A 25,231-nucleotide genomic window follows, 5' to 3' on the forward strand; every position below is an offset into this window, starting at 1 on the left:
TTACTAGCTGCTTCTCCCATCCCGGATCTGTGCAAAGTAGCTATCCGTCCCGACTTGGCCGCCCTTGAGCGCGATCTGCAGGCCGTTTGTTGGGCGGTAGTTGCCGTGTGCGGTGCAAAGGGGGGAGCCCGGGGTTTGGGGAAGGGGCAGGAGTGTTGTCAGCGCTTCGATGCGCAACTCTAGGAGCGCATGGCTCGACGTATCTCCGCCGGCGATCACAGCGCGCTTTAGGCCCTCTTGTTCGACCAGCCGGCGGAGGATGACGCCAAGGCTTCTGCCGAGGCAGTGGCGGGCGCCAGGAACGCGATCGATCTCCCCGCCGCGATCAGCAGAGGGACCAAGCGCGGTATTCAGCACGACGCTTCTGCCAGCGCTCAAGCTGCTGATCCCGCGCGCGACTGCTGATTCAACGACACGGTCACCTTCTTCGCCCAGCAGGGCGAGCGGATCGACTCCCACGGTATCGAAACCTTCCGACGCAGCGGTCCGGATCTGCCTCTCGGTGGTCGGCGACACGCTTCCCGATACGACCGCAATTCTGTCGACCGGGCCGGGCGAGGGGAACTCGGTCTTTTCGCCGATCACGCCTTCGTTTCTCCATGCGTTAATCACCGCGTATTCGACACCGGACGAGCCTGCGACGAAAAGCCCGTCAGTCGCCGCTTTCTGCCGCAGCAATTGCCGGCCGGCCGCAAGCTGTGTTGCGTCGCCTTCGACATCCAGAATGCAGATGCTCGGTGCTTCATATCTTTGTGCATCGACAAGCGCATCCGACCCGGCGGCTGTCAGTGTTGCGAGGTCGGCGAGACCGATCGGAAGGCTGGTTTGCTTGCCGAGATGCAAGGTAAGGTCTGCCTCATCCATCGGCGTGACCGGATGCCGGCTCATCACGGGATGGCGGTCGATCCGGTAGACCTTGCCCTGATAGGCGGCAAACAGGTGCCCGAAGGCGGTGTAACGTTTGAGCTGGGGGGCGCCGACCACGACCGGAACACAGGGCTGGTTGAACAGGCGTTTGCCGATCTCTATCGCCTTGCCGATATTGCCAATTGTCGGGCTTGAATCGAAGGTCGAGCAGACCTTGTAGTGGCAGATCTCGGCGTGTTGGTTCTGCAGCCAAGCGAGTGCCGGCGTAAGATGCGCTTCCATCCATTCCGGCGTCTCGCTTCGGCTGGAGCCGGCAATGCCGAGCGCCCGGCAATCCTTGAACCGCTCCAACATGTCACCGTCGGGCCTGCCCAGGAACAGCACGGTTGCGATCCCGTTCGATGCGAGCGCCTCCATGACGTCGGTGGAGCCGGTAAAATCGTCGCCGTAAAAGCTGAGGAGAAGCCGGGACATGAGCTTCAAGCCCCCTTACCGTCGGAGAACTTGGCAATCGAAGCGGCAAGTTCGGGATGGTCTGCGGCATAGATCTCGATCGGTATATTGGACACCGCTGCCTGCCACGCCTGCTGTACCGCCCGGACACCTGCGGCAGGTCCCCCCGGATGGCTGACGATACCGCCGCCGCAGAGATAAAGCAGATCCGTGGTGCGGCCGGTCCGGTTATAGGTGTCGGCTGCCTGCCCGCCCCATTGTCCGGAGCCGGCCACGGGAAGCGGGCAATCGGAGGCGTCGAAGAGCGGCGTGCTCAGCGCCTCGAACGACGCAACGAAACTTTCGTCCGGTTCCCAGTATTTGACGCGGATCCCGTTGATCTGGAACTGGTCGACGCCGATAAGACGCCAGAACTGCTGCCAGACCTTGAAATCCATCCCGGCGCCCGGGTCGCGTGTCAAAATGTCCCATCCGTTGCGATGCGCGTGGAGGACAAGTTCTGATCGCTTGCGCAGAAACGTTATGCCGCCGAGCCCGATCGAGTTGATGTTGACGACCGCGCAGTTGCCGCCTGCCTTCAGAACCAGATCGTGATTGCGCATCATCTGGTCGGGGTCGGCATGCGAGATGCCGAATGCGTACATGACTTTCTTGCCGGTTTTCTGCTCGTGGTCGAGGATCAGGGGCATAATGGCGGCAACGCGCTGCTCGAGCGATGAATAAGCCGGGCTCATCAGCTTCTCGTCGTCCTTGATGAAATCGACGCCGGATTGTACCAGTTCGTCGACCAATTCAGCGGTTTCGTGCGGCCTCAGACCGAGCGCAGGCTTGACGATGGTTCCGATGATCGGGCGACCCCGGACGCCCGTAAGGCGACGGCTGCCGGCAATGCCAAATTGCGGGCCGGGATGCGCTTCACCAAAAGCCGCAGGCAACTTCATGTCGATGACGCGGATCCCGGTCATGCCCTTGATCGAGTAGACCCCGCCAATCGCAATCGTCATCAGCGCCGAAAGATCGGTTCCGATCGCATCGAGCGGAAACTCGATGTCCACATCAGCGCGAGACAGCGGGGGATGGGTTTTTCCGACCTCCGGCCAGGTCGGCGTCTCGGCGTTTTCCAACGGGCGGACCGCGACGACGCGGGCAGCGACCCTTGACTTCAACTCCTCCGTCTCGCCCGGTAAGGGTACGAAGGTGCCCGTCGACTGATCGCTGGCGATCTTGGAGGCCATGGCTTCGGGACTGCCGGGGGTCTCGATACGGTATGTCAGTGTGATCGTCATTGAACTCGGTTGCTCCTCTCGCCAGCCACTCAGGGCTTGGCGCCAACTGCGAAAGTGGTATAATGAGTATTCCATTCGCAGGAAAGAGGAATTTCGGTGTGGAGCTTTGATTTCCAGCGGGCAGGACTTGTTGAAATTGTCTAAAACGGCACGAGGAACAAAGTTGTGAGCCAGCGTGACGCCATGAACCAACCAGAAGAACAGATTGTTCGTCGGAAGCTTTCGGACGAAGTTTTCGACAGACTGGAACGAATGATCACTCTTGGAGAACTGAACCCGGGTGACGAAATGCCGTCAGAGCGGGTGCTAATGGAGCGGTTCGGCGTGGGACGCCCAGCAATCCGCGAGGCGATGCAGTCGCTTGCTAATATGGGCCTCGTTAGCATTTCGCACGGCGAACGCGCCAAGGTGTTGCAACTGACCGCCAGATCGATCTTCAGACAGGTCGACCTCACTGCCAAGATCATGCTGCAGCGATCATCCGACAGTCTCGAGTATCTGAAGAGCACCCGGATATTCTTCGAGCGCGGCATGGCACGCGAGGCCGCCGCGCGAATCGGGCCGCAGGACATAAATGATCTGCGCGACATCATCCAACATCAACGCCGATCCCTCGGAAACGCGGAGGAGTTCATTGCGGCGGATATGCAGTTTCACACGCGCATTGCTCAGATCACCGGAAACCCGATCTTCGTTGCCGTCAGCGAAGCAATGCTGGCATGGCTGAAGACCTATTACACGGACATGCTCATCTGGACCGGCAAGGAGAAATTCACGCTCGTCGAGCATGAGGAGATCCTCGACCGACTGGCCGCAAAGGATGTCGACGGTGCCGATGCGGCGGTCCTCAAGCACCTCGAACGGTCTAGGGCTTTGTACACACGGTAGCAAGGCCATAGAGGGACGGGTGTTCTGACAGCAGGTCGACGGGTATCGTAAGCAAAATCACTATTTCCATCAGTAGACTATTCGATCCGTAGGTCCGTGCGAAGGGGTCCGGCGTACGAGTACGCGGCGTCTTCTGCAACGAAGGTTTAGCCAGTCACCTGCGAGGTAGCGGTTCGTCTCGTTCAAAGCGTATAACAGCCAGACGAATATGTGAAATATGAGAAATCTGCGCACATAGCTTGTCCGCTGGTGTCATTAGCCGACATTCCAACAAACGCACCGGTGAAATTGGCGTGTTCCCCTTCGCCGCTTTCGTCGGAGAGCGCGGAATGATCGAGCACTGGTCCAATCCGCAGCCAAGCATCATCTTTCCAGTAAAGGAACCGTGCAACGGCTCCCCTGACTTCGATCCTCATTTCCACAGGCCCGGGGGGCACGGCAACAGCGTCCTCCAGAGCGAGCGTCGTTTTGCCTTCGGGCCACGCGCCATCGCAATAAAGGAGCTGAAGCGACCGCCCCACTTTTTCGTCATGGGTCAGGCAAAGGTAGTAGTAGGCGAAACTATTGTAGTAGGTGATCAGCCCTGCCATCTGGTGGTAGCTTTCCGGATCGGCATCAACTTCAGTTTCGGCATCGTAATCGAAATGCGTTTGTCGCCGCGCAACAAGCGACTGCTCATACCAAGACCCGACGGATTCCCGCCCGATCAGCCGTAGATGGCCCGGTCGCGCCGCAAGAGAAAACAGCCTGTCAGGATTAGGGGTTCGCAACCACTGGAACGGGTCAGCAAGGCCGGTCTGTGGATCGAACGTGTAACGTTCCGTCTCGGACAACGAAATTTGCTGCGCGCCGCCGGGCATCGAAACTGTTTCCTGCGGAACGAAGGGCTCGCCTTGTAGCCGCAACCAGCCATCGTCACCCCATGCGCATTTCTGTATCGCGGTCTCCCGCCCCAGCACCGAACGGCCGATACCGGGAAGCCGGCGGCTGCAAAGATGAACGAGATAAATTTCGCCGTCCGGTGTTTCCACCAGATCGCCGTGACCCGCCCGCTGGAGGTTGGCGTCCGGATGAAACCGGCTGGTGACGACATGGGTGGCCGGGTGAAGCACATAAGGACCGAAAATGTCCGTCGAGCGCGCCATCGTCACGGCATGCCGCATACCGGTGCCGCCTTCGGCGACCAGAAGATGGTACCACCCGTCGCGCCGGTACAAGTGTGGGCCTTCGGCAAGGCCATGTGGCGAGCCGGCGAATATATTGGTGATCGGACCGATCAGCCCACCCTGGTCATGGTTGTATTCCTGCAGGACGATGCCGCCGAACCTCGACGGGCGCGCCCGGTAATCCCAGGTCAGGTTCAACAGCCATTTGCGGCCATCGTCGTCATGGAACAGTGAGGGGTCGAAGCCGGAGGAATTCAGATAGGTGGGGGCAGACCATGGACCGTTGATGGTATCCGACGTCACCAAATAGTTATGGCAGTCCTTGAACGAGCCTCTCTTGCGCTTGACGTCTGTGTAGATCAACCAGAAACGGCCTTCGGCGTGGGTCAGGCACGGCGCCCAGACTCCACAGGAATCCGGTGTACCACGGAGATCCAGCTGCTCGGCTCGGTCGAGCGGTCTTTTCACAAGGCGCCAGTCCCGCAAATCCCGGGAATGAAAGATCTGGACGCCGGGATACCATTCGAATGTCGAGACAGCGATGTAATAGTCGTCTCCGACTCGGCAGATGGACGGATCCGGATGGAAGCCGGGAAGAATGGGGTTCTGGATCACGGTCTCACTCCACTAGGTCATGCTGTATTCGGGGCTCGTGACAATCAGGCGGTGACGCCGGTCACGCCAACGGGGCCAGCGGAGAAACCGGTAGCGACGTCTCGCTTTCTGGGTCGGGCGACATAGCCACGGCTGCCATCCATAAGCGTGCGGGTGTAAGCGTGCTGCACCGTATTTTCTAGCAACTGCTGCCTTGTAGCGATCTCGACAAAACCGCCGCTTTGCATCACCGCAACCCGGTCGCACAGATGTGCGACGACTGCGAGGTCGTGGCTGACCAGGATATAGGTGAGGTTTTCACGCTCCCTCAGATCCTTGAGCAAGTTGAGGATTTCCGCCTGGATCGAGACGTCGAGCGCGGAGGTCGGCTCGTCGAGAAGCAGGATCCGAGGCTCGAGGATCAAGGCGCGGGCAATCGCGACGCGCTGACGTTGCCCTCCTGATAGCTGGTGCGGATAACGATAGCGGAAGTTAAGCGGCAGGCCGACATCAGTCAGGACTTTCTCGATGCGTTCGTGGCGCTGGTCCTTGCCATGGATTTCCAGCGGCTCGAGCAAGGTGCGACCGATCGTGTGTCGTGGGTGGATCGAACCGAATGGATCCTGGAAAACCAGTTGTTGTTTGGCAAGCTGCCCACGGCTACGCTTCTGTGTGATCGTTTCGCCATCGATTTGAAGGGTCCCCGTCCATTGCTTGTTGCGCCCGGCGAGCGCACCAAGCACCGTGGATTTCCCGCAGCCGCTCTCGCCGACCAGTCCAAAAGCCTCGCCTTTCGCGACCTCGAAGGAAACGTCCTGGACGACCTGTACGAAGGTTTCACCGCTGCCATAGGAAACGGCGAGGTGATCGATCTTGATCATGGGCATATCAGTTCTCCAGCCAGGCGGGGTCGCGACGAAGCACTTCCAGCCTGTCGCGGGGATGGTCAAGACTCGGCAGGGCGTTGAGAAGACCGCGCGTATAAGGGTGCGTGGCCTGATGAAGGTCCGCGGCGGCGATCGTTTCCACAACGCGACCCGCATACATGATGATGACCCTGTCGCAGAAACTGCGAACGAGATTGAGGTCATGCGAAATGAAAATCAGACCTATGTTTCTCTCCGTCACGAGTTCATCAAGGATCGAAAGCACCTGCTGGCGGACAGTGACGTCCAGCGCCGAAGTCGGCTCATCCGCGATGATCAGCGAGGGGGAGGCGATCAGCATCATGGAGATCATAATGCGCTGTCCCATGCCGCCAGAGACTTCGTGCGGGTAGAGATCGAACACACGCTGCGGATCGCGTATCTGCACTCTTTCCAGCATGGTAAGAGTGCGGTCGCGGGCTTCCTTCTTGGAGGCTCGCTCATGCAGGATCACCGTTTCGGATATCTGCTCGCCGATGCTCATGACCGGATTGAGTGAATATTTAGGATCCTGAAGGATCATGGCGATGCGTCGACCGCGGATCGACTGCATCTCCTCTTCCGTGGCGCTGAGCAGATCGATGTCTTCAAATCGCATCCGATCCGCCTTGACCGCGGCATTCGGTGGCTGCAGTCGCATGATGGCGCGCCCGGTCGTGCTCTTGCCTGATCCGGATTCTCCGATGATGCCGATCTTCTCGCGACCAACGGTGAAAGAGACATGCTGTACAGCTCGGACTGCACCTGACAGCGATGGAAATTCGACCGACATGTTGTCGACCGTCAGGATGGTGTCTTTCGATTCATGCATTGCGGGGATCCATGATGTCACGCAGCCCGTCACCGAGCAGGTTGAAGGCAAGGCTGACGACGAGGATGGCGATCCCCGGAACAGTCGTTAGCCACCAGGCATCCAGCAGGTACTGCCGGCCGGATGCAGCCATCGAGCCCCATTCTGGCAGCGGTGGCTGCGCGCCGAGCCCGAGAAAGCCGAGGCCGGCGGCGGTGAGGATGATGCTCGACATGTTGAGCGTCAGGCGTACGATCACCGACGGTGCGCAGAGCGGCACGATATGACGCAGCAGGATGCGGCCCATACCAGCGCCCTGCAGTTCTGCCGCAACGACGAAGTCCGCTTGGCGAAATGTCAGTGTTTCGGCGCGGGTAAGACGGGCAATCGGCGGCCACACCGTCAATGCAATGGCGATCACTGCATTCTCAATACCAGGTCCCAGTGCTGCGGAGAATGCCAACGCGAGGACAAGACTTGGGAACGACAGGAAGATGTCGGTGATGCGCATCAAAACGACATCGACCCAACCGCCGAGATAACCAGCAGTCGCACCGATCACGAAGCCGATCGGGCCGACAATGATGGTGACGAGAATGGCGATGTAAAGCGTCGTACGACCGCCATAAACCAGCCGCGCGAAAACATCGCGCCCGAATTCGTCGGTGCCAAACCAGTGCGCGGCAGACGGAGACTGCAGTGCCTTCATGAAGTCCTGGGCGATGGGATCCTGAAGCGGGATGACAGGCGCCAGGGACGCCATGACGACCAGGAAGACTATGACAACGAAACCTGCCAGAGCAAGCGGATTGGCGACCAGGCTGAGCCAAGCGATATAGATGCTGTGCAAGCGTGCCTGGCGCGTGGAAGTGAATTCCTCACTGATCAGCCAGGTGTGAATGTCTGAGAACGTGCCTGATTTTGTCATGGGATCACCGGGTCCTCGGATCAATAAAGCGATAGGCGATGTCGGACAGGAAGTTGATGGCAATCGAGATCAAACCGATCAGGAAAACACTTCCGAGCACCGCATTCATGTCAGCGAAGAACAGGGCGGAGGTGAGGTATTGTCCAAGCCCTGGCCATGCGAACACTGTCTCAATCAGCACGGTGCCGTCGAGCAGGCCGCAATAGGCGAGGGCAACGACGGTAAGGAGCTGTACCCGGATGTTGCGGAACGCGTGCCGCCAGATGATCGGTCGTTTGCCAAGGCCTTTGGCGCGGGCGGTGAGGATGTATTCCTGGTGAAGCTGTTCCAGCATGAAGCTGCGTGTCATGCGGCTGAGATAGGCCATTGCCGCATACCCGAGGATCAGAGCCGGCGCGATAAGGTGGTGCAACGCACTCCAGAAGACATCCCAGTGTCCGCCCAGCAGGCTGTCGACGAGCACGGAATTTGTCCGCGCTTCGACGATCCCCTCGTTGTAGACATAGATCCGGCCGCCGGGCGGGATCACGCCGAGGTGCGCGTAAAACAGCAGGATGACAATCGTGCCGAGCCAGAAGATCGGCGTCGAGTATCCGAGCAGGCCGACGACACGGGCGATATGGTCCACCCACGTACCCTTGCGGACCGCGGCGATCACGCCGAGGGGGACGCCGAGACCGGCGCCGATCAGTGTCGCAAGGGTCGCCAGTTCCAGCGTGGCGGGAAACACCCGCGCAAGATCGTTGACCACGGGCTGCTTAGTGATATTCGACTGACCGAAATCAAGCTGCACGGCATTGCCGAGGTAATTTGCGAACTGCACGTAGATTGACCGGTCTAGGCCCATCTCCTTGTAGACGCGGTCATATGTCGCTTGGTCCGCCTGATCGCCGATCGCGGCGATGACAGGATCGGCAGGGACCATGCGTCCGACGACGAATGTGATGACCAGCAGACCGAGCATTGTCGTCATGATCACGACCGCCGAGGCGGCGACTTTCCGTGCTGCCTTGAGAAACGAATGGCTTGGAACGGGAGGGGCTGCGGTTTGGGAAATACTCATGGCACTATCCTTGGTTCGCACGTCATTCGCTTTTTGAAACGGTGTCCCAGCGTGTCAGCCAAGTCGGATGCCCAACATAGCCTTTCACTTCCGTGCGGACGGCTTTGGGATCGGTACGCTGGAACGACGTGACCAGAGCGGGCGAGGCGCGCATATAGGCTTCGTTGATCCGTCCATACAGTTCCTCGCGTTTCTCCGGATCGATCTCGTGAGCGGCCGCCATCACCAAATCCTGTATATCCTTGGGGACATCCCAGGCCGTGCGCCAGGCAACCAGCCCGGCAAGCTTAGCTGCATCGGAATTGTCGGCGTTCGTGGCATATGACTGAAGAACTGCATGCGGATCTGGAAGGCGATCACCAGTACGTGAAGAGAACAGCTCGAACTGACGGGAGCGGAACTTGCCGATCTGGTCGCCGATCTGCAAATCGAGTTTAATGCCGGCCTTGGCGGCATTGTTTTGCAACGAGATGCCGACTTCTGATTCCGGGGTGCCGGGTTGTGCGAAATAGACTTTCGAAAATCCATCAGGATAACCCGCTTCAGCAATTAGCTGTTTCGCTTTGTCGATGTCTAACTTGTACGGGTTGTCGCCCCGTGCGCCCGGGAGGCCAGCCGGAATGATCGACTGCTGTTTGGTGCCGTAATATTTCATCACGGTGCTGCTGAGCCCGTCGTAGTCGATAAGATAGCGGAAAGCCTCGCGAACTTTGGGCTTTGAGAGGATTTCATCTTTTTGGTTCAGTGCTAGATAGTAGAAGCCGAAACCGGGTACCTTCTGGACGGAGACCTTGCCATCGGCCTCGAGCCCTAAAAGGTCCGTTGAAGACAACCGCGTCGCGACGTCAACGTCGCCGGCATCGATCTGCAGCCGCTGAGCCGACGATTCCGGAATATGGCTCATGAACACGCGCCGCATCGCGGGCACGCCCTTCCAGTATTCCGGGACTGCATCGGCGATCAGAAGCTGATTGGAGCGCCAGGTCGTCAGGGAATACGGCCCGGATCCCGCGTCTCTGGTCTGAAGATAATTGCGCGCCCAGTCGCCGTTTTTCTCCCGGCTCGCCAGAAAGGCGCTGTCAACGATCGACGTCGAGAAGCTGGCCAGGGAGTAGAGAATGAGGTTCGGGTTCCAGACTTCGGGTGTCTGCAGTACAAGTGTATGATCATCCGTCGCTCGGATCAGAGTATCGACATTTTTGGCCGAGAACCCCCATTGGCGAAGGTCGGTAGAAGGTGCGAGCCCGAGATTTACAAGCCGGTGCAGAGACCACTCCACGTCCTTTGCAGTGAGGGGATTGCCAGAATGAAACCTCACGCCTTGACGGATTTTGAAAGTGAATGTCCTCCCATCCTCAGACACCGTCCAGCTCTCGGCAAGTGAGGGTTTTGGCACTGTGACATTATCGGCAGGCAGCTCAATAAGCCGATCGTAAAGATTAGCGACGACCTCGGCTGCTTCGAGCTGGTTGATCTCGTGAGGATCGAGGCCGCGCATCGTCGTCATCATGATGGCGATGACCAATTGATCCGGCGGTGTTTTTGCGAATACGGGGGCGGAGCTGTATGCGAGGACCGCAGCACTCGCGATGGCAACGAAATTTAGCTTCGGCATGTTCTTCTCCCAAGGCTCCTCAACCTGGTTGTCCAAAATTTGCTATCGACAAGAATAACAAATCTGATATACCAGATCTCATATTAACGACAGCGCGTCAACGGAATTTGGAAAATGATCAGCAGCTTGGGCACGCCAGCGAGTGGAGCTGGATTTGAGAAAATTGACGCAAGCTTTAATGTGACCGTGCGGGATCATGTTCATCGGACGATGCGTGCAGCCATCCTGTCAGGGCGTTTCGCTACCGGCGAAAAAGTTAACGAGCGCAGCCTCGCCGAGCAGTTCGGCGTAAGCACGACGCCGATCAAGGAAGCCCTTCGTCAGCTGGAAACGGAAGGGCTGGTCGAGGCCCTGCCGCGGCGCGGTGTGATCATCCGGTTTGCGAGCAGCTGGGCGGAGGAGATGATCCTTGCGCGCGCTGCGCTGGAATCGATGATCGCCCGTCTGGCTGCGAAGCGGATCGACAGGAAGGATGGTTCGGAACTGGTGGCAACCGCCAACCTGATGCGCGAGGCAACCACTTCGGGTGACGCCGATAGTCTGATTGCGCTCAATGAAGCCTTCCACGATCTCATCCATAGAAGCTCGCGGTGCAGCTATCTGGCTAAGTTGATCGAACGTCAGCAATTTTACGACGCCAGCATCCGTCGCGTTATTCACCTCGATCCGGCGGAGCGCCAGAAAGCGCTTGAGGAGCATGTGGCCATCGCCGACGCGATCGTTGCCGGAGATGCGGACATGGCGGAGCGCTCTATGCGCGACCACGTCGTACGTTCGGGCGAAACCTACCTGTCGATCGTATTCGGAAATCAGAAGGATAGTGAGCGTGACTGACAAACTACAGGCCGTAAGACGTGCCCTTTCCGGGATCTCAGGCGTTCCAGTGACGCCATACGGAAGCGACGGATCGATTGATGTTGAGAAGCTCGATCGGCTGATTAAGGGACTTGCCGCGGCAAAGGTCCACAATCTCATGGCGGCCGGCAATACCGGCGAGTTTTTCACGCTGACGATGGATGAGATCCGTCTCGTGCACGGTACGACGATCAAGGCTGCAGACGGCATGGCACTCGTCAGTGCGGCCGTTGGCCGGTCGCTAACCGATGCGAAGGCGCTGGCGCGCGACGCTATCGCCGAGGGCGCCGATGCGATCATGGGGCATCATCCCATGGACCCTTTCGCAGGACCGGCCTTCCAGGCAGCCTATTTTCTCGATCTGGCAGATTTCTGCACGGTCCCAGTTATCGCCTACGTGCGCAGCGACGGTTTCTCTGTAGACGATTTCCGCCGACTGGCGCTGCACCCCAACATTGCTGGCATCAAGTTCGCCTCCCCCAATCTGATGCTGTTGGCCGAGGTTATCCGCACCACCCATGATGCCCCGGCAATTTGGGTCTGCGGACTGGCGGAAGGCTGGGCGCCGGCATTTTACGCCATGGGCGCACGCGGCTTCACCTCGGGCCTCGTCAACGTCTTCCCCGAGCGCTCGCACGCCATCCACAAGGCGCTCGAGTCCGGCGATTATGCTACGGCGCGCAGTCTGATCGATGGAATTGCCCCGTTCGAGTCGCTTCGAACAAAATACAACAACGGCGCCAACGTCACCGTCGTCAAGGAAGCGCTAGGCATGCTTGGAACGGATGTCGGGCCCGTGCGGATACCTGGTGTGGTCGAGTTAAACGCGTCCGAGCGCAAAATCCTTGGTGAGGTTGTGGACAGCATTCGCTCCGCAAAAGCTGCCTAAGGGAGGATCAGCAGTGCATATCACCGGCATCAAGACATACATGCAGCGCGTGGACGAGCGTCCCCGCCTGCTGCTCAAGATCGAGACCAGCGAAGGCATCAGCGGCTGGGGCGAATGCTACAATCACGGCCCGGACTGGTCACTGCCGCCGCTTCTCGACTACCTGTTTCACCAGATCGAAGGCGAGGATCCGCGCCGGGTCGAATATCTCGTCCTCAAACTAAACCAACAATGCCGGTTTCCTCCCGGAGCCCTGGGCCTTGCCGCGATTTCCGCAATCGATCACGCATTATGGGATATCGCCGGCAAGGCCGCGGGTCTGCCTGTCTACATGCTGCTGGGCGGCAGCGTCCGTGACCGGGTGCGCGTTTACTGCGGCGTCTACACGGCGCCGGATGCCGAGCATGCGCTTGACCAGACGCTCAAGCTCAACGAGGATTACGGTTACACGGCGTTCAAGCTCAGCCCGTACCGGCGCGATCTGCATACCGGGCGGTGGGGGGAGCTGGTCAAGGAAACCGGCGACTGGTTCGGGCGAATCCGCGAAATTACCCCTTCACATTTCGAATTTGCCTTCGACGCGCATGCCAAAATCTTTGAACCCTACAAGGCGGTTCAACTGGCGGCCGCGATTGCCCCGAACGACCCGCTTTTCTACGAGGAGCCTATTCGTCCCGAGCACATCCCGGCATGGCGGGAATTGAAATCGAAGGTCAACGTTCCGCTCGCCACCGGCGAGTCGCTCTACAACCGCTTCGAATTCCTCTCGCTTTTGTCGGCTCAGGGCGCCGACATCATTCAACCGGACATCTGCGTTGTCGGTGGCATGTCGGAAATGCGGCGAATCGCAACGCTTGCGGAGGCGCACTATGTGACGGTCGCCCCCCACAACCCAATGGGTCCGCTAGCAACCGCCGCCAACATCCATTTCTGCGCCGCCCAGCCGAATTTTCAGATCCTTGAGTTCAAGCCACATGTCCACGCGCCGTGGGCGCTTGATCCATACATGCCAGTCGATGGCCATATGGAGCTTCGACCCGACCGTCCGGGATGGGGGATTGAGATCGACGAAAAGGCTCTGCTAACCGACGACTACGTCCACTGGCAGCGCAAGATCACACAAAAACCGGATGGCTCGACGGCCTATCCCTAAGCTCACAAGCAGCGATATCCAGTTGCTGCTTGTCGTGGACCAACCATAAGATACTTGCGTCGTCATCTGTTTCGAACTCCGCGTCAGGCAGAAGAGGAGCTCGTCACTAGCACCGGCTCTTTCGCGACGTATCGAAGATCCAATATGAAGGCGCGAATGCGATATCAGGTGCGATGAGGAAGCACCGCCTTGCGCCCTTGCCATCTTCTCGACGCCCGCCTACTCGATCTTGCAGATGGGAACGCTCCACAGCATTCTAGATCAAGCTGATCGCCAAGGCATGACATCTTGGCCGAGATGTTGTGATAGTCCAGTGATATGACAAATAAGAACAAGTCGTCCTCACGTTGGACCTGTGCTATTTGTTTAGCTGCTGGTTTAATGCGAAGGATCGATATGGGCTGGGTCCAAAAACAAGGAATACGCCGATCTCTTGCATCGGGCGTCGTCGATGCAATCAGAGTTCAGATAGACGACGGATACTTTGCAATCGGCGACAAACTGCCTACGGAGGCGGCGCTGATCGCCAGGTTCGGACATAGCCGAACGGTTATACGAGAGGCGCTCGCCGAACTGCGGGCAGACGGGCTTGTCGAGTCGCGACAAGGGTCGGGAGTTTACGTCACTGGCCTTTCACAGGTGGACACGATCGCGGGTCTCTTTACTGGAGAAACCGACAGGATTTCCGACATAATCGAGGAACTCGAATTACGTATTGGAATTGAGGTGGAGGCCGCAGGCCTCGCTGCATCGCGCAGTTCGCCAGCCCAGGAGGCAGAAATACATAGCCAGGTCGAGCGATTTGGCGCTCTTGTGGCCAGTTCCATGCCGACGGACGAGGCTGACTTCGCATTCCATGTCGCGGTTGCCAGCGCCACGAACAACGCGCGCTTTCGCACGTTTTTGGAGCATGTCGGGCGTCGAATGATCCCACGCGTGAAGTTTCGGAAGGTTATGGGTGGGTTGGATCCTCTGCCCAGCCGTGACGAGTCTATATGGGAAGAGCACAGGAGCATTGCCGACGCAATCGCAGCACGCGATCCTGAGCTCGCACGCGACGCAATGCGAAAACATCTTGTGACCGGCATAAAGCGCTATCGAGCATTAGCTGCTCGCCGTCCTAAGGACATATGACAACACGCGTTGACTTGTATTTTTAGTTGTCATATGACTTTTTCTCGGTAGATTACTAGGAGGAAGTCTGTTGTCGCCTAATGAACTGAAAGTCCGCGTGGGTTCTGGCCTTTTGTCGTTCCCCGTTACGCATTTCGATCCGGACTACAAGCTCAACCTCGATAGCTACCGGCGGCACGTTGAATGGTTGTCTGGCTTTGGCGCAGCCGCGCTCTTCTCCGCTGGCGGTACAGGAGAATTCTTCTCTCTTACTCCGCAAGAAGTCGGTCTCGTTACGGAAGCCGCCAAGGATGTTTCAGGAGATGTGCCGATTATCGCGGGTTGCGGCTATGGTACTGCTCTCTCAGTAGAGACGGCGCGCATCGTGGAAAAGGTTGGCGCAGACGGCGTTTTGCTGCTGCCCCATTATCTGACCGAAGCTCCACAGGACGGCATCTTCGCCCATGTGAAAGCCGTCTGCGACTCTACGGACCTCGGCGTCATCCTTTACAATCGTGCAAACTCCGTGGCGAACGCCGATACGGTTGCCAGGCTTGCGGACGCTTGCCCGAACCTCATCGGTTTCAAGGACGGAACAGGCAGGGTAGACCTGGTTCGCCATGTCACAGCAAAGCTCGGCGATCGACTTTGCTATATCGGCGGAATGCCGACACATGAACTCTTCGCCGAGGGCTTCAACGGCGTCGGTGTGACGACATACTCGTCGGCAGTTTTCAATTTCGTCCCGCAACTCGCCATTCGTTTCTACAATGCAATGCGCAGCAACGACAGCGCGACGATGGAGAGCATACTTCACACATTCTTTTTTCCATTCGCGGAGTTGCGAGATCGGAAAGCTGGATATCCGGTTTCCATTATAAAGGCGGGCGTGGATCTGGTTGGATACACGCCGGGCCCGGTCCGGCCGCCATTGGTCGATCTGACTGGAGATGAAAAGGAAATTCTCAGAGAACTTATCGAGGCCGTGTCGGCCTAAGAACGATAATGGTTCGACACGCCTAAAGGGCAATCATATCGAATGGTCACTATTCACTTGGGAGGAGTGCAATGACAATGAGATACAATTTGATGCTGGCAAGCGCCGTAGCCGTCGCCGTTCTGGCTGGCCAAGTCGGTGCTCAGACCACAAACGAGATCAAGATCGTGCTGCCTGAGCAGCCTGCAAATCTCGAGCCTTGTGGCACGATCATAACCAATGTTGGTCAAATTCTGAGCCGCAACGTTGTAGAGCCGCTTACTGTTATAGACGCGGCAACCGGCCAAGCCACTCCTGCACTTGCGACCGAGTGGAGCCAGATCGATCCAAACACCTGGCGCTTCAAGCTGCGTGAAGGCGTGAAGTTTCAGGACGGTGAAGCGTTCAATGCAGCAGCGGTAAAATACTCTATCGAACGCATGACCGGCGGCAAGGTGACTTGCAGCAACATTGCAAAGTTCGGCGACTCCAAGCTTACGGTTACGGCAGTCGACGAACTGACAATAGAGGTCAAGTCAGACAAGCCGCAGCCGATCCTACCGACTCTGCTAAGTGTCGTTATGGTTGTCTCGCCCAAAACACCGGCCGACAAGGCGGTCAATGATCCTGTCGGTACCGGGCCATTCAAGCTGGCCAGTTTCTCACCCCAAACTGTGGTTCTTGACGCGTTCAACGGCTATTGGGGCAAGAAGCCCGCGTTTACCAAGGCAAGCTACGTGTGGCGTCAGGAATCATCGATCCGAGCTGCAATGGTAGAGACTGGAGAAGCGGACCTGACGCCTTCGATCGCCATTCAGGATGCGACCACGCCGGAAACCGATTTTGCCTATCTGAACTCGGAAACCACTGCTTTGCGCATCGACACCGGCTTTGCGCCACTCGATGACGTTCGTGTCCGCAAAGCGTTGAACCTTGCCATCGACTGGGATGGACTTGCGCAGCTCTTCGGAGACGACATCAAGCGCGCTTCTCAAATGTCGGTGACCGGCATTAATGGTCATGACGACAAGCTTGCTCCATGGACTTACGACGCGGCGCAGGCCTCCGCGCTGGTAGCCGAGGCAAAGGCAGCCGGCGTGCCGGTTGAGACCGAGATAGAGCTCATCGGCCGCAATGGCATTTATCCGAACGGCTCGGAGGCTATGGAAGCCATGGCGGCGATGTGGCAGGAAGCCGGCCTCAACGTCAAGCTTACCATGCTCGATGTGAATGACTGGCTGCGCTATTTGCAAAAGCCGTTCCCGGAAGGACGCGGACCTAGCCTTCTGCAGATGATGCACGACAACAACAAGGGCGATGCTGCCTTCACGATCCCGATCTTCTACACCTCGGCAGGCAGCTACTCTACAGTCAAGGATGCCGCGCTCGACGCCCAAGTGGCCGACGCACTCGCGGCAACTGGCGACGACCGTACGACAAGGTTCAAGGCGATCTTTAACAAAGCGCATGACGAACTCGTGCTGGATATCCCGATGTTCCACATGATCGGTTACACCCGCGTCGGTAAGCGTCTCGATTGGAAGCCGGATATCTCGACCAACAGCGAGATCCCCCTTGCCAATATCGGCCTGAAAAACTGACGGGTCACGCCAGTCGATCGAGCGCCTGACCACGGTGTCTGGCGCTCGCACTCCATCCAGTAAAATCAGGGGTATGCGCGATGTTCGCTTATATAGGGCGGCGAGCTTATCACAGCGTCATTTCGGTGATCGGTCTGCTGACGCTCGTCTTTTTCCTCACGCGGCTTACGGGTGATCCTTCAGCCCTCTACCTGCCTCTCGACTCCAGCCTCGAAGCCCGCCAGGCGTTCGCAAAGTTGAATGGCCTCGACCAGCCTATCTACATGCAGTTCCTTCAGTACCTGAGCAACCTCTTGTCCCTGGATTTTGGTCAATCTCTGCGCCAGAACCGCTCCGCGCTTGAAGTGGCGCTTGAGGCCTTTCCCGCAACGCTGCAACTCGCCATCGTCGCGATGACGCTTTCGACAGGCCTGGCGATTTTTATCGGAGCGATGGCGGCCGCACGTCCAGGAAGTCTTTTCGACCGTATCGCCGGAGTCGTGTCGCTGGCGGGTGCGAGCACGCCTGATTTCTGGATCGCAATCGTCGGCATCCTTGTTTTCTCTGTTGGACTTGGTCTCTTCCCAACGTCAGGAACTGGAACGGCCCTTCACTGGATCATGCCAATTGCAGTGTTGATGCTGCGTCCATTCGGCCTTCTCGTACAGGTCGTACGCGGCACAATGATTTCGGCACTTGCCTCACCTTACATCAAGACTGCGCATGCAAAAGGCATGAAGCGGCGTAAGATCATCTTTGGTCATGCGCTTCGCAATTCGCTCCTGCCGGTCATCACCGTCGCCGGTGACCTTATGACAGGTCTGGTCAACGGTGCAGTCGTGGTTGAAACCATCTTCGGATGGCCTGGCATCGGCAAGCTCATGATCGATTCAATTATCCAGCGCGACTTTGCGGTAGTTCAGTCGACGATCCTCGTCACAGCGATCGCCATCTTCGTCGTCAACATCGCGATCGACCTTCTTTATGTCGCACTCGATCCACGCATCCGCTACTGAGGGAGGACGACCATGGCCGATACGACAATTGTTTCCACAAAGTCGCCTGGGAACCTGCATCAGCTCGCAATCTATCTGACGCGCGACAAGCTGGCACTTTGTGCCGCGATCTTCTTGTTCATCCTTGTTGTCTGCGTGCTGTTCGGCCCGCTGCTGGTCGGTGATATGGCCGGCAAGCTTGGCCTCAGACAACGCAACCTCGCGCCCTTTTCTCTGGATCAGGGATTCATCTACATTCTAGGCGCGGATACCCTCGGCCGGCCGATACTTGCAAGGCTCATCGTGGGTGCGCAGACGACGCTCGCCATAGCGGCGGCCGCTGTGTGCTGCTCCATGTTTGTGGGTGGCGCACTCGGACTGATCGCAGGCTATTCGGAACGTTGGTACAGCCACGTTATCCTGCGTCTTGCCGATGTCATAATGAGCTTTCCCTCGCTGCTGCTAGCCTTGATCGTGCTTTATACGCTTGGTCCAAGCATGACGAATTTGGTGATCGTCCTTGCCATCACCCGCATGCCGGTCTTCATCCGAACGGCACGAGCGGAAGTGCTGGAACTGCGCGAGCGCATGTTTGTCAGTGCAGCACTTTCGATGGGTGCAAGCAGCCGTCGCATCCTGTTCCGGCACATTGCGCCGTTGGTGCTGCCGACACTGGTGACAATCGCCGCAATCGACTTCGCCACCGTCATCTTGGCAGAATCATCGTTGAGCTTTCTCGGTCTCGGCATCCAGCCGCCGAACTTCACTTGGGGAGCGATGGTTGCGAATGGCCGCGGTTACCTCTCGACTGCGTGGTGGATCGCCTTTTGGCCGGGCCTTGCAATTCTCCTTACTACCTTGTCCTTGAATATACTGGCGAGCTGGGCTCGTACCGTTGCCGATCCCTCCCAACGCTGGCGTCTGCAGTCGCTGCGAAAGGCGCCTCGATGACCAAATCAAAACCTATTCTCACGATCGACAATCTGACCGTCGATTTCTTGTCCGAAGGCGATCCCGTGAGAGCCGTGGACGACGTGTCGTTCAACGTATGTCCTGGCGAGACACTCGTCATCCTTGGCGAAAGCGGTTCTGGCAAGAGCGTCAGCACCGGTACGGTGATGGGGCTCATCGACTGCCCGCCGGGGGATATCGTTGCAGGATCGCTGGTGTTCGACGGCAACGACATCTCGCGTCTTAGCAACGAGCATAGGCGCAAGCTTAACGGCCAGCGCATTGCGATGATCTTTCAGGACCCCCTGGCATACCTTAATCCCGTGTTCACCGTGGGACGACAGATTGCTGAAGTGTTCGAGGCCCACGGGGAGGCCCAGACAACCACAGTCCGCGATGAGGTTATCCGATTGCTCGAACGCGTCGGCATACCGGACGCGAAAGACCGTATAGACTACTATCCGCACCAGTTTTCCGGCGGTCAGCGCCAGAGAGTTATGATCGCGATGGCGATCGCGCTAAAACCGGACATACTGATCGCCGACGAACCGACGACTGCCCTCGATGTCAGCGTGCAAGCCCAGATCCTTGAACTGTTGCGTGATCTGCAGCAGGAAACGGGAATGGCGTTGATAATGATCACGCATGATCTCGAGGTGGCGGCCGCGATGGCCGATCGGATCATCGTCATGAATGGCGGGAAGGTCGTGGAAAGCGGAGAGGCGAGGGAGGTATTCACCAATCCCGCGCACGCTTATACGAGGCGGCTGATGGCAGCCGTGCCGCATCTGGAGGACACAAATCGCCCCCAGCGTGAGGCTGTAGGCAAGGAAGTTTTGCTGAAAGTCGAGAACCTCAGCAAGCATTACCTCCTGGGTTCGGGCGCGCTCGCGTCCAAGCAAGAGTTTCGGGCAGTTGACGAGGTATCTTTCGTGCTCCACCGTGGAGAGACGGTAGGTATTGTCGGGGAGTCCGGGTCCGGAAAATCGAGCATAGCGCGCATGCTCCTGCGGCTGAATACACCGACCTCCGGTCGTGCACTCTTTGCAGGAGAGGACATATTCGAACTTGAGGGCAAGGCGCTAAACAGCTTTCGACGTCGTGTACAGATGGTGTTTCAGGACCCGTTTGGCTCGATGAATCCCCGCATGAATGTGCGACAGATCATCTCGGAGCCATGGGCTATCCACAGAGATATCCTCCCACGTGCCCGGTGGAGCGAACGCGTGGTGGAACTTCTGGAACTTGTTGGTTTAAAGGCCGAGCACGTTGATCGATATCCGCACCAGTTTTCCGGTGGTCAGCGTCAACGTATCGCGATAGCGAGAGCTCTCGCGAGCGAGCCCGAACTCATCGTCTGCGACGAGGCCGTTTCGGCTCTTGATGTGTCTATACAGATGCAGGTCATAGAACTTCTGGCCGATCTGCAGCGCACACTCGGGCTCTCGTACATCTTCATCACGCATGATCTGCCGATCGTTCGAGCAATTGCAGACCGGATTCTTGTGATGCAGCGTGGAAAAGTGGTGGAAGAGAATGATGCCGTTTCACTGTTCTCTTCACCGAAGCACGACTACACACGCTTGCTTTTAAACGCGACCCCGAAGCCGAAATGGCTCGACCTCCCGTTGTCAGAAACGGTAAAGGGCGCTTAATCCCACGCTCGTCGCTTCAGCCCGCCAATAGCCGCGGTATCGACTGATATCCGCGGCTTTGCTCGCTGATCGCTGGAAGATGCGTCTCAGAATTCCTCCCACTCGTGGGGGAAGGTAAGAGAGTTCTTATAAGCAAAGATTACGGAGGCTTTGTTGAGTTCTGTTTTTCCGTGATGACCTGAGACCCAAAACTTCCTCCAAATTTTGGTAGAGTCCGTTACTCTGAGGAGACGGACAGGATGAAGCATTCACGGTTCACGGATGAGCAGATCATCGGAATATTGAAAGAGCAGGAGAACGGCCTGAGGATGGCCGATGTCTGCCGCAAGCACGGGATATCCGAAGCGACCTTCTACAAATACAAGGCGAAGTTCGGCGGCATGGAGATTTCCGATGCCCGCAAGCTGAAGGCTTTGGAAGATGAGAACGCCAAGCTGAAGAAGCTGCTGGCCGAGACCATGCTGGATAATGCCATTTTGAAGGATGTTGCTTCAAAAAAATGGTGACGCCCGATGTGAAGCGGGACGCTGTGGCTCATGTCTGCATGCAGCATGGGGTGAGCCAGCGTCGGGCGTGCGAGGTTTTGTCCATCGACCGGTCGAGCGTGCGATACCGCAGCGTCCGGCCTGATGACGCTGATATACGTGCGGCTATGAAGCTGGTGGCGTCCGAGCGCCGTCGTTTCGGTTATCGGCGCATTCACGTCATGCTGGATCGGCAGGGGATTGTCATGAACCTGAAGAAGCTTCGGCGTCTTTATCGTGAAGAGAAGCTGACCGTGCGCAAACGTGGCGGGCGCAAACGGGCTTTGGGAACGAGGCGGCCTCTGGCACGGCCTTCGCGTGCCAACGAGCGCTGGAGCCTGGATTTCGTCAGCGACGCTTTCACGGATGGTCGTCGCTTTCGGGTCCTGGCTGTTGTCGACGATTTTACCCGCGAATGCCTGGCGCTGGTCGCCGACACGTCGCTTTCAGGTCGACGGCTTGCGCGGGAACTCGATGCCGTCATCACCCGGCGAGGAAAGCCACGAACGATTGTCTCTGACAATGGAACGGAGATGACGAGCATGGCCATTCTCGAATGGTGCCAAAACACGTACGTCGACTGGCATTACATCGCGCCGGGCAAGCCAATGCAGAACGGCTTTGTGGAAAGCTTCAACGGCAGCTTCCGCGACGAATGCCTTAACGAAACCCTGTTCTCGTCGCTGACGCAGGCAAGGATTGAAATCACAGCATGGAAGGAGGACTACAACCGAAACCGACCACATTCATCGCTAGGCAACATCACGCCAAGTGAATTTGCATCGCAAATCGCTCTGGAAAAACAGGCCGCATGAGGCCAGATTGAAAACCCAAGACTCTCCTGAAAACTGGAGGGAAGATGGGTCTCAGGTCAGTGATAATACTCAACAGCCTGGTCTTTCGCTCCGCGTTGAACGTCAATCGGCATAGGTCAGCGCATAATTGCTGCAATTAGAAATGGTTGACCCGCGTATGCTGTGGCATGCGACAATCACGATCGAGGTGGCGCCGTAGCTCAGACCTCCCGGATCGCCGATCGCGTCGCATTCATATATGGCACCTGCAAAAACGCCGTAACTCTGCTGAGATAGGAAAACAATGTATGCCAACAGGAACGGTTAAGTGGTTCAGCGTGGCCAAGGGGTTCGGGTTCATCACCCCTGACGATGGCACTGCGGACGTATTCTTGCATGTCTCAAAGGTTGAGGAAGCCAATTTCCGACCTTGGAGAACGGCATTGCTCTTCGGTATTCCATTGGCTCGCGGAACGGGAAAGTCTTTGCAGACGGCCTCTCGGTCATTTCCAACCCAAAGGCACCTCGACGGGAACCTGAACCGGCTAATGCAACTTCAACTTTCGAGACAGAATTCGAGAAGGAGTGGGGTCTTCGACGGGGATAGCGGTCATGGATCGCTAATGGAACAGGCAGGCCCGAATTGCCTGTCCAAAGATCGTCAATTGCAGGATCGGCTCGCCCCGCACGAAACTCTCCTCGACCAGTTCAAGCTGCTCGAGGCGGTCGACAATTTTCTCCGATAAGTGCGCGTTGCCAACCAGCCAGCCTTTACCGACCTTTTTCTGCCGGCGGTAGAAGGAAATCGCTCGTAGAGCATCCTGCTGCGTGCGAGTAAGGCTCTTTGTCGTATCGATTGGCCGACGATCTGGCGACATCATAAAAACTACTCCTTCGCTTCTTGGTCTCTGTCGGCATTCAGCCACCTGTTCGCGGGCTCCTGTTAAGGGCGAGAGTAACGTCTTCAGGTCCGACGATGCTGCCATTCTTTGTAAGGCGCCAGTAGCTGACCTGGAAAGCGATCCTCAATGGCTGTCTCGACTAGGGCAATTTTTGCGAAGACATCGCTAGTTTCGCGCTCGTTGTGGCTGATGTCATCGCTCGCTTTTTCGAGCTCCTGCATGGCTTGGAATAACTCGTCGTCGCTGAAGGTCTAGAGCCGACTGGCGAAATCACTAGCATCGAAGTCTGATTGCACGCTCACAGGTTGATCCTTACAAATTATAGGAGATGGAATGCGTGCACACATGGTCGAATAAGGACGACAAAGGCTAGAGCGTATCTAAAGTCCTATCGGGCTTGACAAAAATGGGCTCGAAGCCATCTTCTCAACGTGTCAAGCCGAAGATAAACCCAACGCCGGCTGCAATGGCGATACCAGCGATGGGACGGGCGCGGACCGTGCTCTCCAGCGCCTGCCGCATTCTCATGTTCATCGCGACCGGCGCTTTGCCCGACCGCGTTGTATGGGTCATCGATACTGGATCAGTTGCGGGAAACGTGTAATCGAAAGCTTCGTCAAGCTCTCCTCGTACTACCTGTCGCTCCCGCTCGCGTCGGTACGATTCAGCCGCGGGCGATATGCTATTGCCAGTTTGCATTACGGATCTCCTACTGTCGCATCGTATAATCGCAGAAGAAGGGAACGAGTTCCGCTACTGAGCAAAAAGCCGATTGGACGCTCAAATCGTCAGCGCCTCTCGTTTCGCGCGCACGTCGATCCTCATTGTGCGCAACCAGCTGCGCACCTTTGCCTAATAACCATTCCGCGAAATTGTACGTTCAAATCGTTCAAGGTGACCGGCTAGATCCCGCGTTGCCCTTGACCTCTTCGTATCCGAGCGGACCTGATGGAGGGGTCCAAAGAACGGTTGGTTAGTTTAGTCAGTCGTTCTTATCCGAGGTTCGCCGAGATGTGGGTTCATGGCGGTACGTTCCCCGACCGGTGATGTGCAAGAGGCAATTTTGCCGGCGCGTTTCAGTTGGTTCTGATGGCTTCCCGACCCTTCAGGCATATCTTGATCGCGGTCGGTCTAGTAGGCAAGGACCGGGCGAACACCCCGTTCGGCACGTGGTGCTGCACCGCAAAAACTATTTCGCTTTACAAATCACAATATTTTTGTGAAGTTCGCCCCCTGATCAATATTGATAGGGCCGAAGACATTGTCGAATCTCCGTTTTGCCACCCGTCTCAACTCCTTCGCGTCGAATCCCGCCGGTGAATGGCCGGAGCTGAAGGGCAAGCCGAGCGTCCTGCAGATGGCGGCACGGGCGGCAAAGGTCGGTGGTCTGACGGACCTTGATCTCAACTACCCTGATCATGTTGGCGAAAATCCAACTGAACTCAAGAATAAGCTGGAAGATTTGGGTCTGGCAATCAATGGCTTTGCCATGCGCTACTACACCAATCCCGCCTTCAAGCTTGGTGCATTCACCCACCCTGAGGAAAGCGTTCGTCGCGAGGCGATCGATCTGACCAAGGCGGGAATCGATGCCGCACGTGAAGCCGGCTCCAACCTGATGACGATCTGGCTTGGCCAGGACGGTTTCGACTACGCCTTCCAGGCCGACTACGATCGGATGTGGCAACACGAAATTGACGGTATTCGTGAAGTTTGTGAGCATGACGCGGATTGCCTGATCTCGATTGAGTACAAACCCAACGAGCCGCGCTCCTACAGCCTGATGCCAGACTGCGCCACCACGCTGCTTGCGATCAAGGAAGCCGGCTGTGCCAACCTCGGCGTCACGCTCGACTTTGCGCACGTGCTTTACGCCGACGAGCAGCCTGCCTTTGCCGCTGCCATGATTGCCCGCCACAGTCGCCTGCTCGGTGTTCACCTCAATGACGGTTACGCAAAGCGCGACGACGGTCTGATGGTCGGTTCCGTTCATTCGATCCAGACGATCGAACTGCTGCGGCAGATCCGCCGCGATGGCTACGAAGGCGCGATCTATTTCGACACCTTCCCTGACATGACCGGCCTCGATCCGGTTCACGAATGCGAGGTCAACATCAAGACCGTCAAGCGGATGCTCAACGTCGTTGATCGGCTTGAGCGTGACAACCGTCTTGCTGGCGCGATCGACCGTCAGGATGCGGTGACCGCGCAATCCATCATTCAGGAAGCTATGCTCGGCGACGTCGCCTGAGGGGAGGCTTCAAGAGA

At 57.5% G+C, this 25,231-nt stretch carries 22 protein-coding genes and 1 pseudogene; 13 read left to right on the forward strand and 10 right to left on the reverse strand.

All coding sequences use genetic code 11. The features are described from left to right. Window positions 1–3 precede the first annotated feature (3 nt). Both ASF70_RS03005 and oiaX read right to left on the reverse strand, forming a co-directional pair. Window positions 4–1,341 (reverse strand): four-carbon acid sugar kinase family protein, encoded by a 1,338-nt coding sequence (locus tag ASF70_RS03005; protein WP_062577308.1) that lies wholly within the window; start codon window positions 1,339–1,341, stop codon window positions 4–6. A gap of 5 nt (window positions 1,342–1,346) precedes the next feature. After that, window positions 1,347–2,606: a 3-oxo-isoapionate-4-phosphate decarboxylase OiaX gene (gene oiaX / locus ASF70_RS03010; RefSeq protein ID WP_062577310.1), complete on the reverse strand. Its 1,260-nt coding sequence runs from the start codon at window positions 2,604–2,606 to the stop codon at window positions 1,347–1,349. A gap of 183 nt (window positions 2,607–2,789) precedes the next feature. Here oiaX and ASF70_RS03015 point away from each other — a divergent pair, with 183 nt between their 5' ends. Further along, entirely contained in the window at window positions 2,790–3,494 is a 705-nt protein-coding gene (locus tag ASF70_RS03015) for a transcriptional regulator NanR (protein ID WP_062577313.1), read from the forward strand. A 182-nt stretch (window positions 3,495–3,676) separates the two neighbouring features. On the opposite strand, the gene ASF70_RS03020 is transcribed toward ASF70_RS03015, so the two are convergent. Genes ASF70_RS03020 through ASF70_RS03045 form a run of 6 tightly spaced genes read right to left on the reverse strand, consistent with a single transcriptional unit; the run spans window position 3,677 to window position 10,576 of the window. Beyond that, on the reverse strand, window positions 3,677–5,275 hold the full coding sequence (locus ASF70_RS03020) for a glycoside hydrolase family 43 protein (RefSeq protein WP_062577314.1): 1,599 nt from the start codon (window positions 5,273–5,275) through the stop codon (window positions 3,677–3,679). A 44-nt stretch (window positions 5,276–5,319) separates the two neighbouring features. Next, on the reverse strand, window positions 5,320–6,141 hold the full coding sequence (locus ASF70_RS03025) for an ABC transporter ATP-binding protein (RefSeq protein WP_062577316.1): 822 nt from the start codon (window positions 6,139–6,141) through the stop codon (window positions 5,320–5,322). 1 nt (window position 6,142) lies between these two features. Then, on the reverse strand, window positions 6,143–6,991 hold the full coding sequence (locus ASF70_RS03030) for an ABC transporter ATP-binding protein (protein ID WP_062577318.1): 849 nt from the start codon (window positions 6,989–6,991) through the stop codon (window positions 6,143–6,145). Further along, a complete protein-coding gene (locus ASF70_RS03035) occupies window positions 6,984–7,898 on the reverse strand; it encodes an ABC transporter permease (protein ID WP_062577320.1) in 915 nt (304 codons plus the stop codon). The genes ASF70_RS03030 and ASF70_RS03035 overlap by 8 nt, the downstream gene beginning before the upstream one ends. A 4-nt stretch (window positions 7,899–7,902) precedes the next feature. After that, window positions 7,903–8,961 carry an ABC transporter permease gene (locus ASF70_RS03040; RefSeq protein WP_062577322.1) on the reverse strand — a complete coding sequence of 353 codons (1,059 nt, stop codon included), beginning with the start codon at window positions 8,959–8,961 and terminating at the stop codon, window positions 7,903–7,905. Window positions 8,962–8,983: 22 nt separating this feature from the next. After that, the gene (locus ASF70_RS03045; protein WP_062577323.1) at window positions 8,984–10,576 is read right to left on the reverse strand and encodes an ABC transporter substrate-binding protein; all 1,593 of its coding nucleotides are present in this window, start codon (window positions 10,574–10,576) and stop codon (window positions 8,984–8,986) included. A 126-nt stretch (window positions 10,577–10,702) separates the two neighbouring features. On the opposite strand from ASF70_RS03045, the gene ASF70_RS03050 reads away from it, so the two are divergent. The 11 genes and pseudogenes from ASF70_RS03050 to ASF70_RS24505 all read left to right on the forward strand — a co-directional run. Then, a complete protein-coding gene (locus ASF70_RS03050; protein WP_244473930.1) occupies window positions 10,703–11,410 on the forward strand; it encodes a GntR family transcriptional regulator in 708 nt (235 codons plus the stop codon). Next, window positions 11,403–12,320 carry a dihydrodipicolinate synthase family protein gene (locus tag ASF70_RS03055; protein ID WP_062577531.1) on the forward strand — a complete coding sequence of 306 codons (918 nt, stop codon included), beginning with the start codon at window positions 11,403–11,405 and terminating at the stop codon, window positions 12,318–12,320. The genes ASF70_RS03050 and ASF70_RS03055 overlap by 8 nt, the downstream gene beginning before the upstream one ends. 13 nt (window positions 12,321–12,333) lie before the next feature. Beyond that, the gene (locus ASF70_RS03060) at window positions 12,334–13,473 is read left to right on the forward strand and encodes a mandelate racemase/muconate lactonizing enzyme family protein (protein ID WP_062577327.1); all 1,140 of its coding nucleotides are present in this window, start codon (window positions 12,334–12,336) and stop codon (window positions 13,471–13,473) included. Window positions 13,474–13,869: 396 nt separating this feature from the next. Continuing rightward, complete coding sequence (locus tag ASF70_RS03065; protein ID WP_062577329.1) at window positions 13,870–14,607, forward strand: FadR/GntR family transcriptional regulator; 738 nt, start codon at window positions 13,870–13,872, stop codon at window positions 14,605–14,607. Window positions 14,608–14,677: 70 nt separating this feature from the next. Then, complete coding sequence (gene kdgD, locus ASF70_RS03070) at window positions 14,678–15,583, forward strand: 5-dehydro-4-deoxyglucarate dehydratase (RefSeq protein ID WP_062577331.1); 906 nt, start codon at window positions 14,678–14,680, stop codon at window positions 15,581–15,583. A gap of 92 nt (window positions 15,584–15,675) precedes the next feature. Further along, entirely contained in the window at window positions 15,676–17,163 is a 1,488-nt protein-coding gene (locus tag ASF70_RS03075) for an ABC transporter substrate-binding protein (RefSeq protein WP_244473931.1), read from the forward strand. A gap of 80 nt (window positions 17,164–17,243) precedes the next feature. Then, window positions 17,244–18,158, forward strand: a complete 915-nt coding sequence (locus ASF70_RS03080) for an ABC transporter permease (RefSeq protein ID WP_062577335.1) — start codon at window positions 17,244–17,246, stop codon at window positions 18,156–18,158. 12 nt (window positions 18,159–18,170) lie between these two features. Next, window positions 18,171–19,088 carry an ABC transporter permease gene (locus ASF70_RS03085; protein WP_062577337.1) on the forward strand — a complete coding sequence of 306 codons (918 nt, stop codon included), beginning with the start codon at window positions 18,171–18,173 and terminating at the stop codon, window positions 19,086–19,088. Beyond that, entirely contained in the window at window positions 19,085–20,743 is a 1,659-nt protein-coding gene (locus ASF70_RS03090; RefSeq protein WP_062577340.1) for an ABC transporter ATP-binding protein, read from the forward strand. The genes ASF70_RS03085 and ASF70_RS03090 overlap by 4 nt, the downstream gene beginning before the upstream one ends. Before the next feature lie 239 nt (window positions 20,744–20,982). Next, window positions 20,983–22,082 (forward strand): IS3 family transposase gene (locus ASF70_RS03100; protein ID WP_244473932.1). Its coding sequence is split into 2 segments (ribosomal slippage): window positions 20,983–21,244 and window positions 21,244–22,082, totalling 1,101 coding nucleotides; the frame shifts between segments, so codons are not numbered across the junction. A 287-nt stretch (window positions 22,083–22,369) separates the two neighbouring features. Further along, window positions 22,370–22,480: pseudogene (locus tag ASF70_RS24505) on the forward strand (cold shock domain-containing protein); the annotation flags it as partial. 201 nt (window positions 22,481–22,681) lie between these two features. Here ASF70_RS24505 and ASF70_RS03110 read toward each other — a convergent pair. Then, a complete protein-coding gene (locus tag ASF70_RS03110) occupies window positions 22,682–22,942 on the reverse strand; it encodes a hypothetical protein (RefSeq protein ID WP_062577347.1) in 261 nt (86 codons plus the stop codon). Window positions 22,943–23,025: 83 nt separating this feature from the next. Then, a complete protein-coding gene (locus ASF70_RS24430) occupies window positions 23,026–23,184 on the reverse strand; it encodes a hypothetical protein (protein WP_244473933.1) in 159 nt (52 codons plus the stop codon). Window positions 23,185–24,224: 1,040 nt separating this feature from the next. On the opposite strand from ASF70_RS24430, the gene ASF70_RS03125 reads away from it, so the two are divergent. Continuing rightward, on the forward strand, window positions 24,225–25,214 hold the full coding sequence (locus ASF70_RS03125) for a TIM barrel protein (RefSeq protein WP_062577351.1): 990 nt from the start codon (window positions 24,225–24,227) through the stop codon (window positions 25,212–25,214). The last annotated feature ends 17 nt before the right edge of the window (window positions 25,215–25,231 follow it).

The organism is Rhizobium sp. Leaf321 (assembly GCF_001423215.1).
GTDB classification, from domain to species: Bacteria; Pseudomonadota; Alphaproteobacteria; order Rhizobiales; family Rhizobiaceae; genus Neorhizobium; species Neorhizobium soli.

What these genes read in the sequence shown, in the direction of transcription:
- ASF70_RS03005 (WP_062577308.1), bottom strand. Translation starts at nt 1,341, where the DNA reads ATGTCCCGGCTTCTCCTCAGCTTTTACGGCGACGATTTTACCGGCTCC.
- oiaX (WP_062577310.1), bottom strand. Translation starts at nt 2,606, where the DNA reads ATGACGATCACACTGACATACCGTATCGAGACCCCCGGCAGTCCCGAA.
- ASF70_RS03015 (WP_062577313.1), top strand. Translation starts at nt 2,790, where the DNA reads ATGAACCAACCAGAAGAACAGATTGTTCGTCGGAAGCTTTCGGACGAA.
- ASF70_RS03025 (WP_062577316.1), bottom strand. Translation starts at nt 6,141, where the DNA reads ATGCCCATGATCAAGATCGATCACCTCGCCGTTTCCTATGGCAGCGGT.
- ASF70_RS03030 (WP_062577318.1), bottom strand. Translation starts at nt 6,991, where the DNA reads ATGCATGAATCGAAAGACACCATCCTGACGGTCGACAACATGTCGGTC.
- ASF70_RS03035 (WP_062577320.1), bottom strand. Translation starts at nt 7,898, where the DNA reads ATGACAAAATCAGGCACGTTCTCAGACATTCACACCTGGCTGATCAGT.
- ASF70_RS03040 (WP_062577322.1), bottom strand. Translation starts at nt 8,961, where the DNA reads ATGAGTATTTCCCAAACCGCAGCCCCTCCCGTTCCAAGCCATTCGTTT.
- ASF70_RS03045 (WP_062577323.1), bottom strand. Translation starts at nt 10,576, where the DNA reads ATGCCGAAGCTAAATTTCGTTGCCATCGCGAGTGCTGCGGTCCTCGCA.
- ASF70_RS03065 (WP_062577329.1), top strand. Translation starts at nt 13,870, where the DNA reads ATGGGCTGGGTCCAAAAACAAGGAATACGCCGATCTCTTGCATCGGGC.
- ASF70_RS03075 (WP_244473931.1), top strand. Translation starts at nt 15,676, where the DNA reads ATGCTGGCAAGCGCCGTAGCCGTCGCCGTTCTGGCTGGCCAAGTCGGT.
- ASF70_RS03080 (WP_062577335.1), top strand. Translation starts at nt 17,244, where the DNA reads ATGTTCGCTTATATAGGGCGGCGAGCTTATCACAGCGTCATTTCGGTG.
- ASF70_RS03085 (WP_062577337.1), top strand. Translation starts at nt 18,171, where the DNA reads ATGGCCGATACGACAATTGTTTCCACAAAGTCGCCTGGGAACCTGCAT.
- ASF70_RS03090 (WP_062577340.1), top strand. Translation starts at nt 19,085, where the DNA reads ATGACCAAATCAAAACCTATTCTCACGATCGACAATCTGACCGTCGAT.
- ASF70_RS03110 (WP_062577347.1), bottom strand. Translation starts at nt 22,942, where the DNA reads ATGATGTCGCCAGATCGTCGGCCAATCGATACGACAAAGAGCCTTACT.
- ASF70_RS24430 (WP_244473933.1), bottom strand. Translation starts at nt 23,184, where the DNA reads ATGCAGGAGCTCGAAAAAGCGAGCGATGACATCAGCCACAACGAGCGC.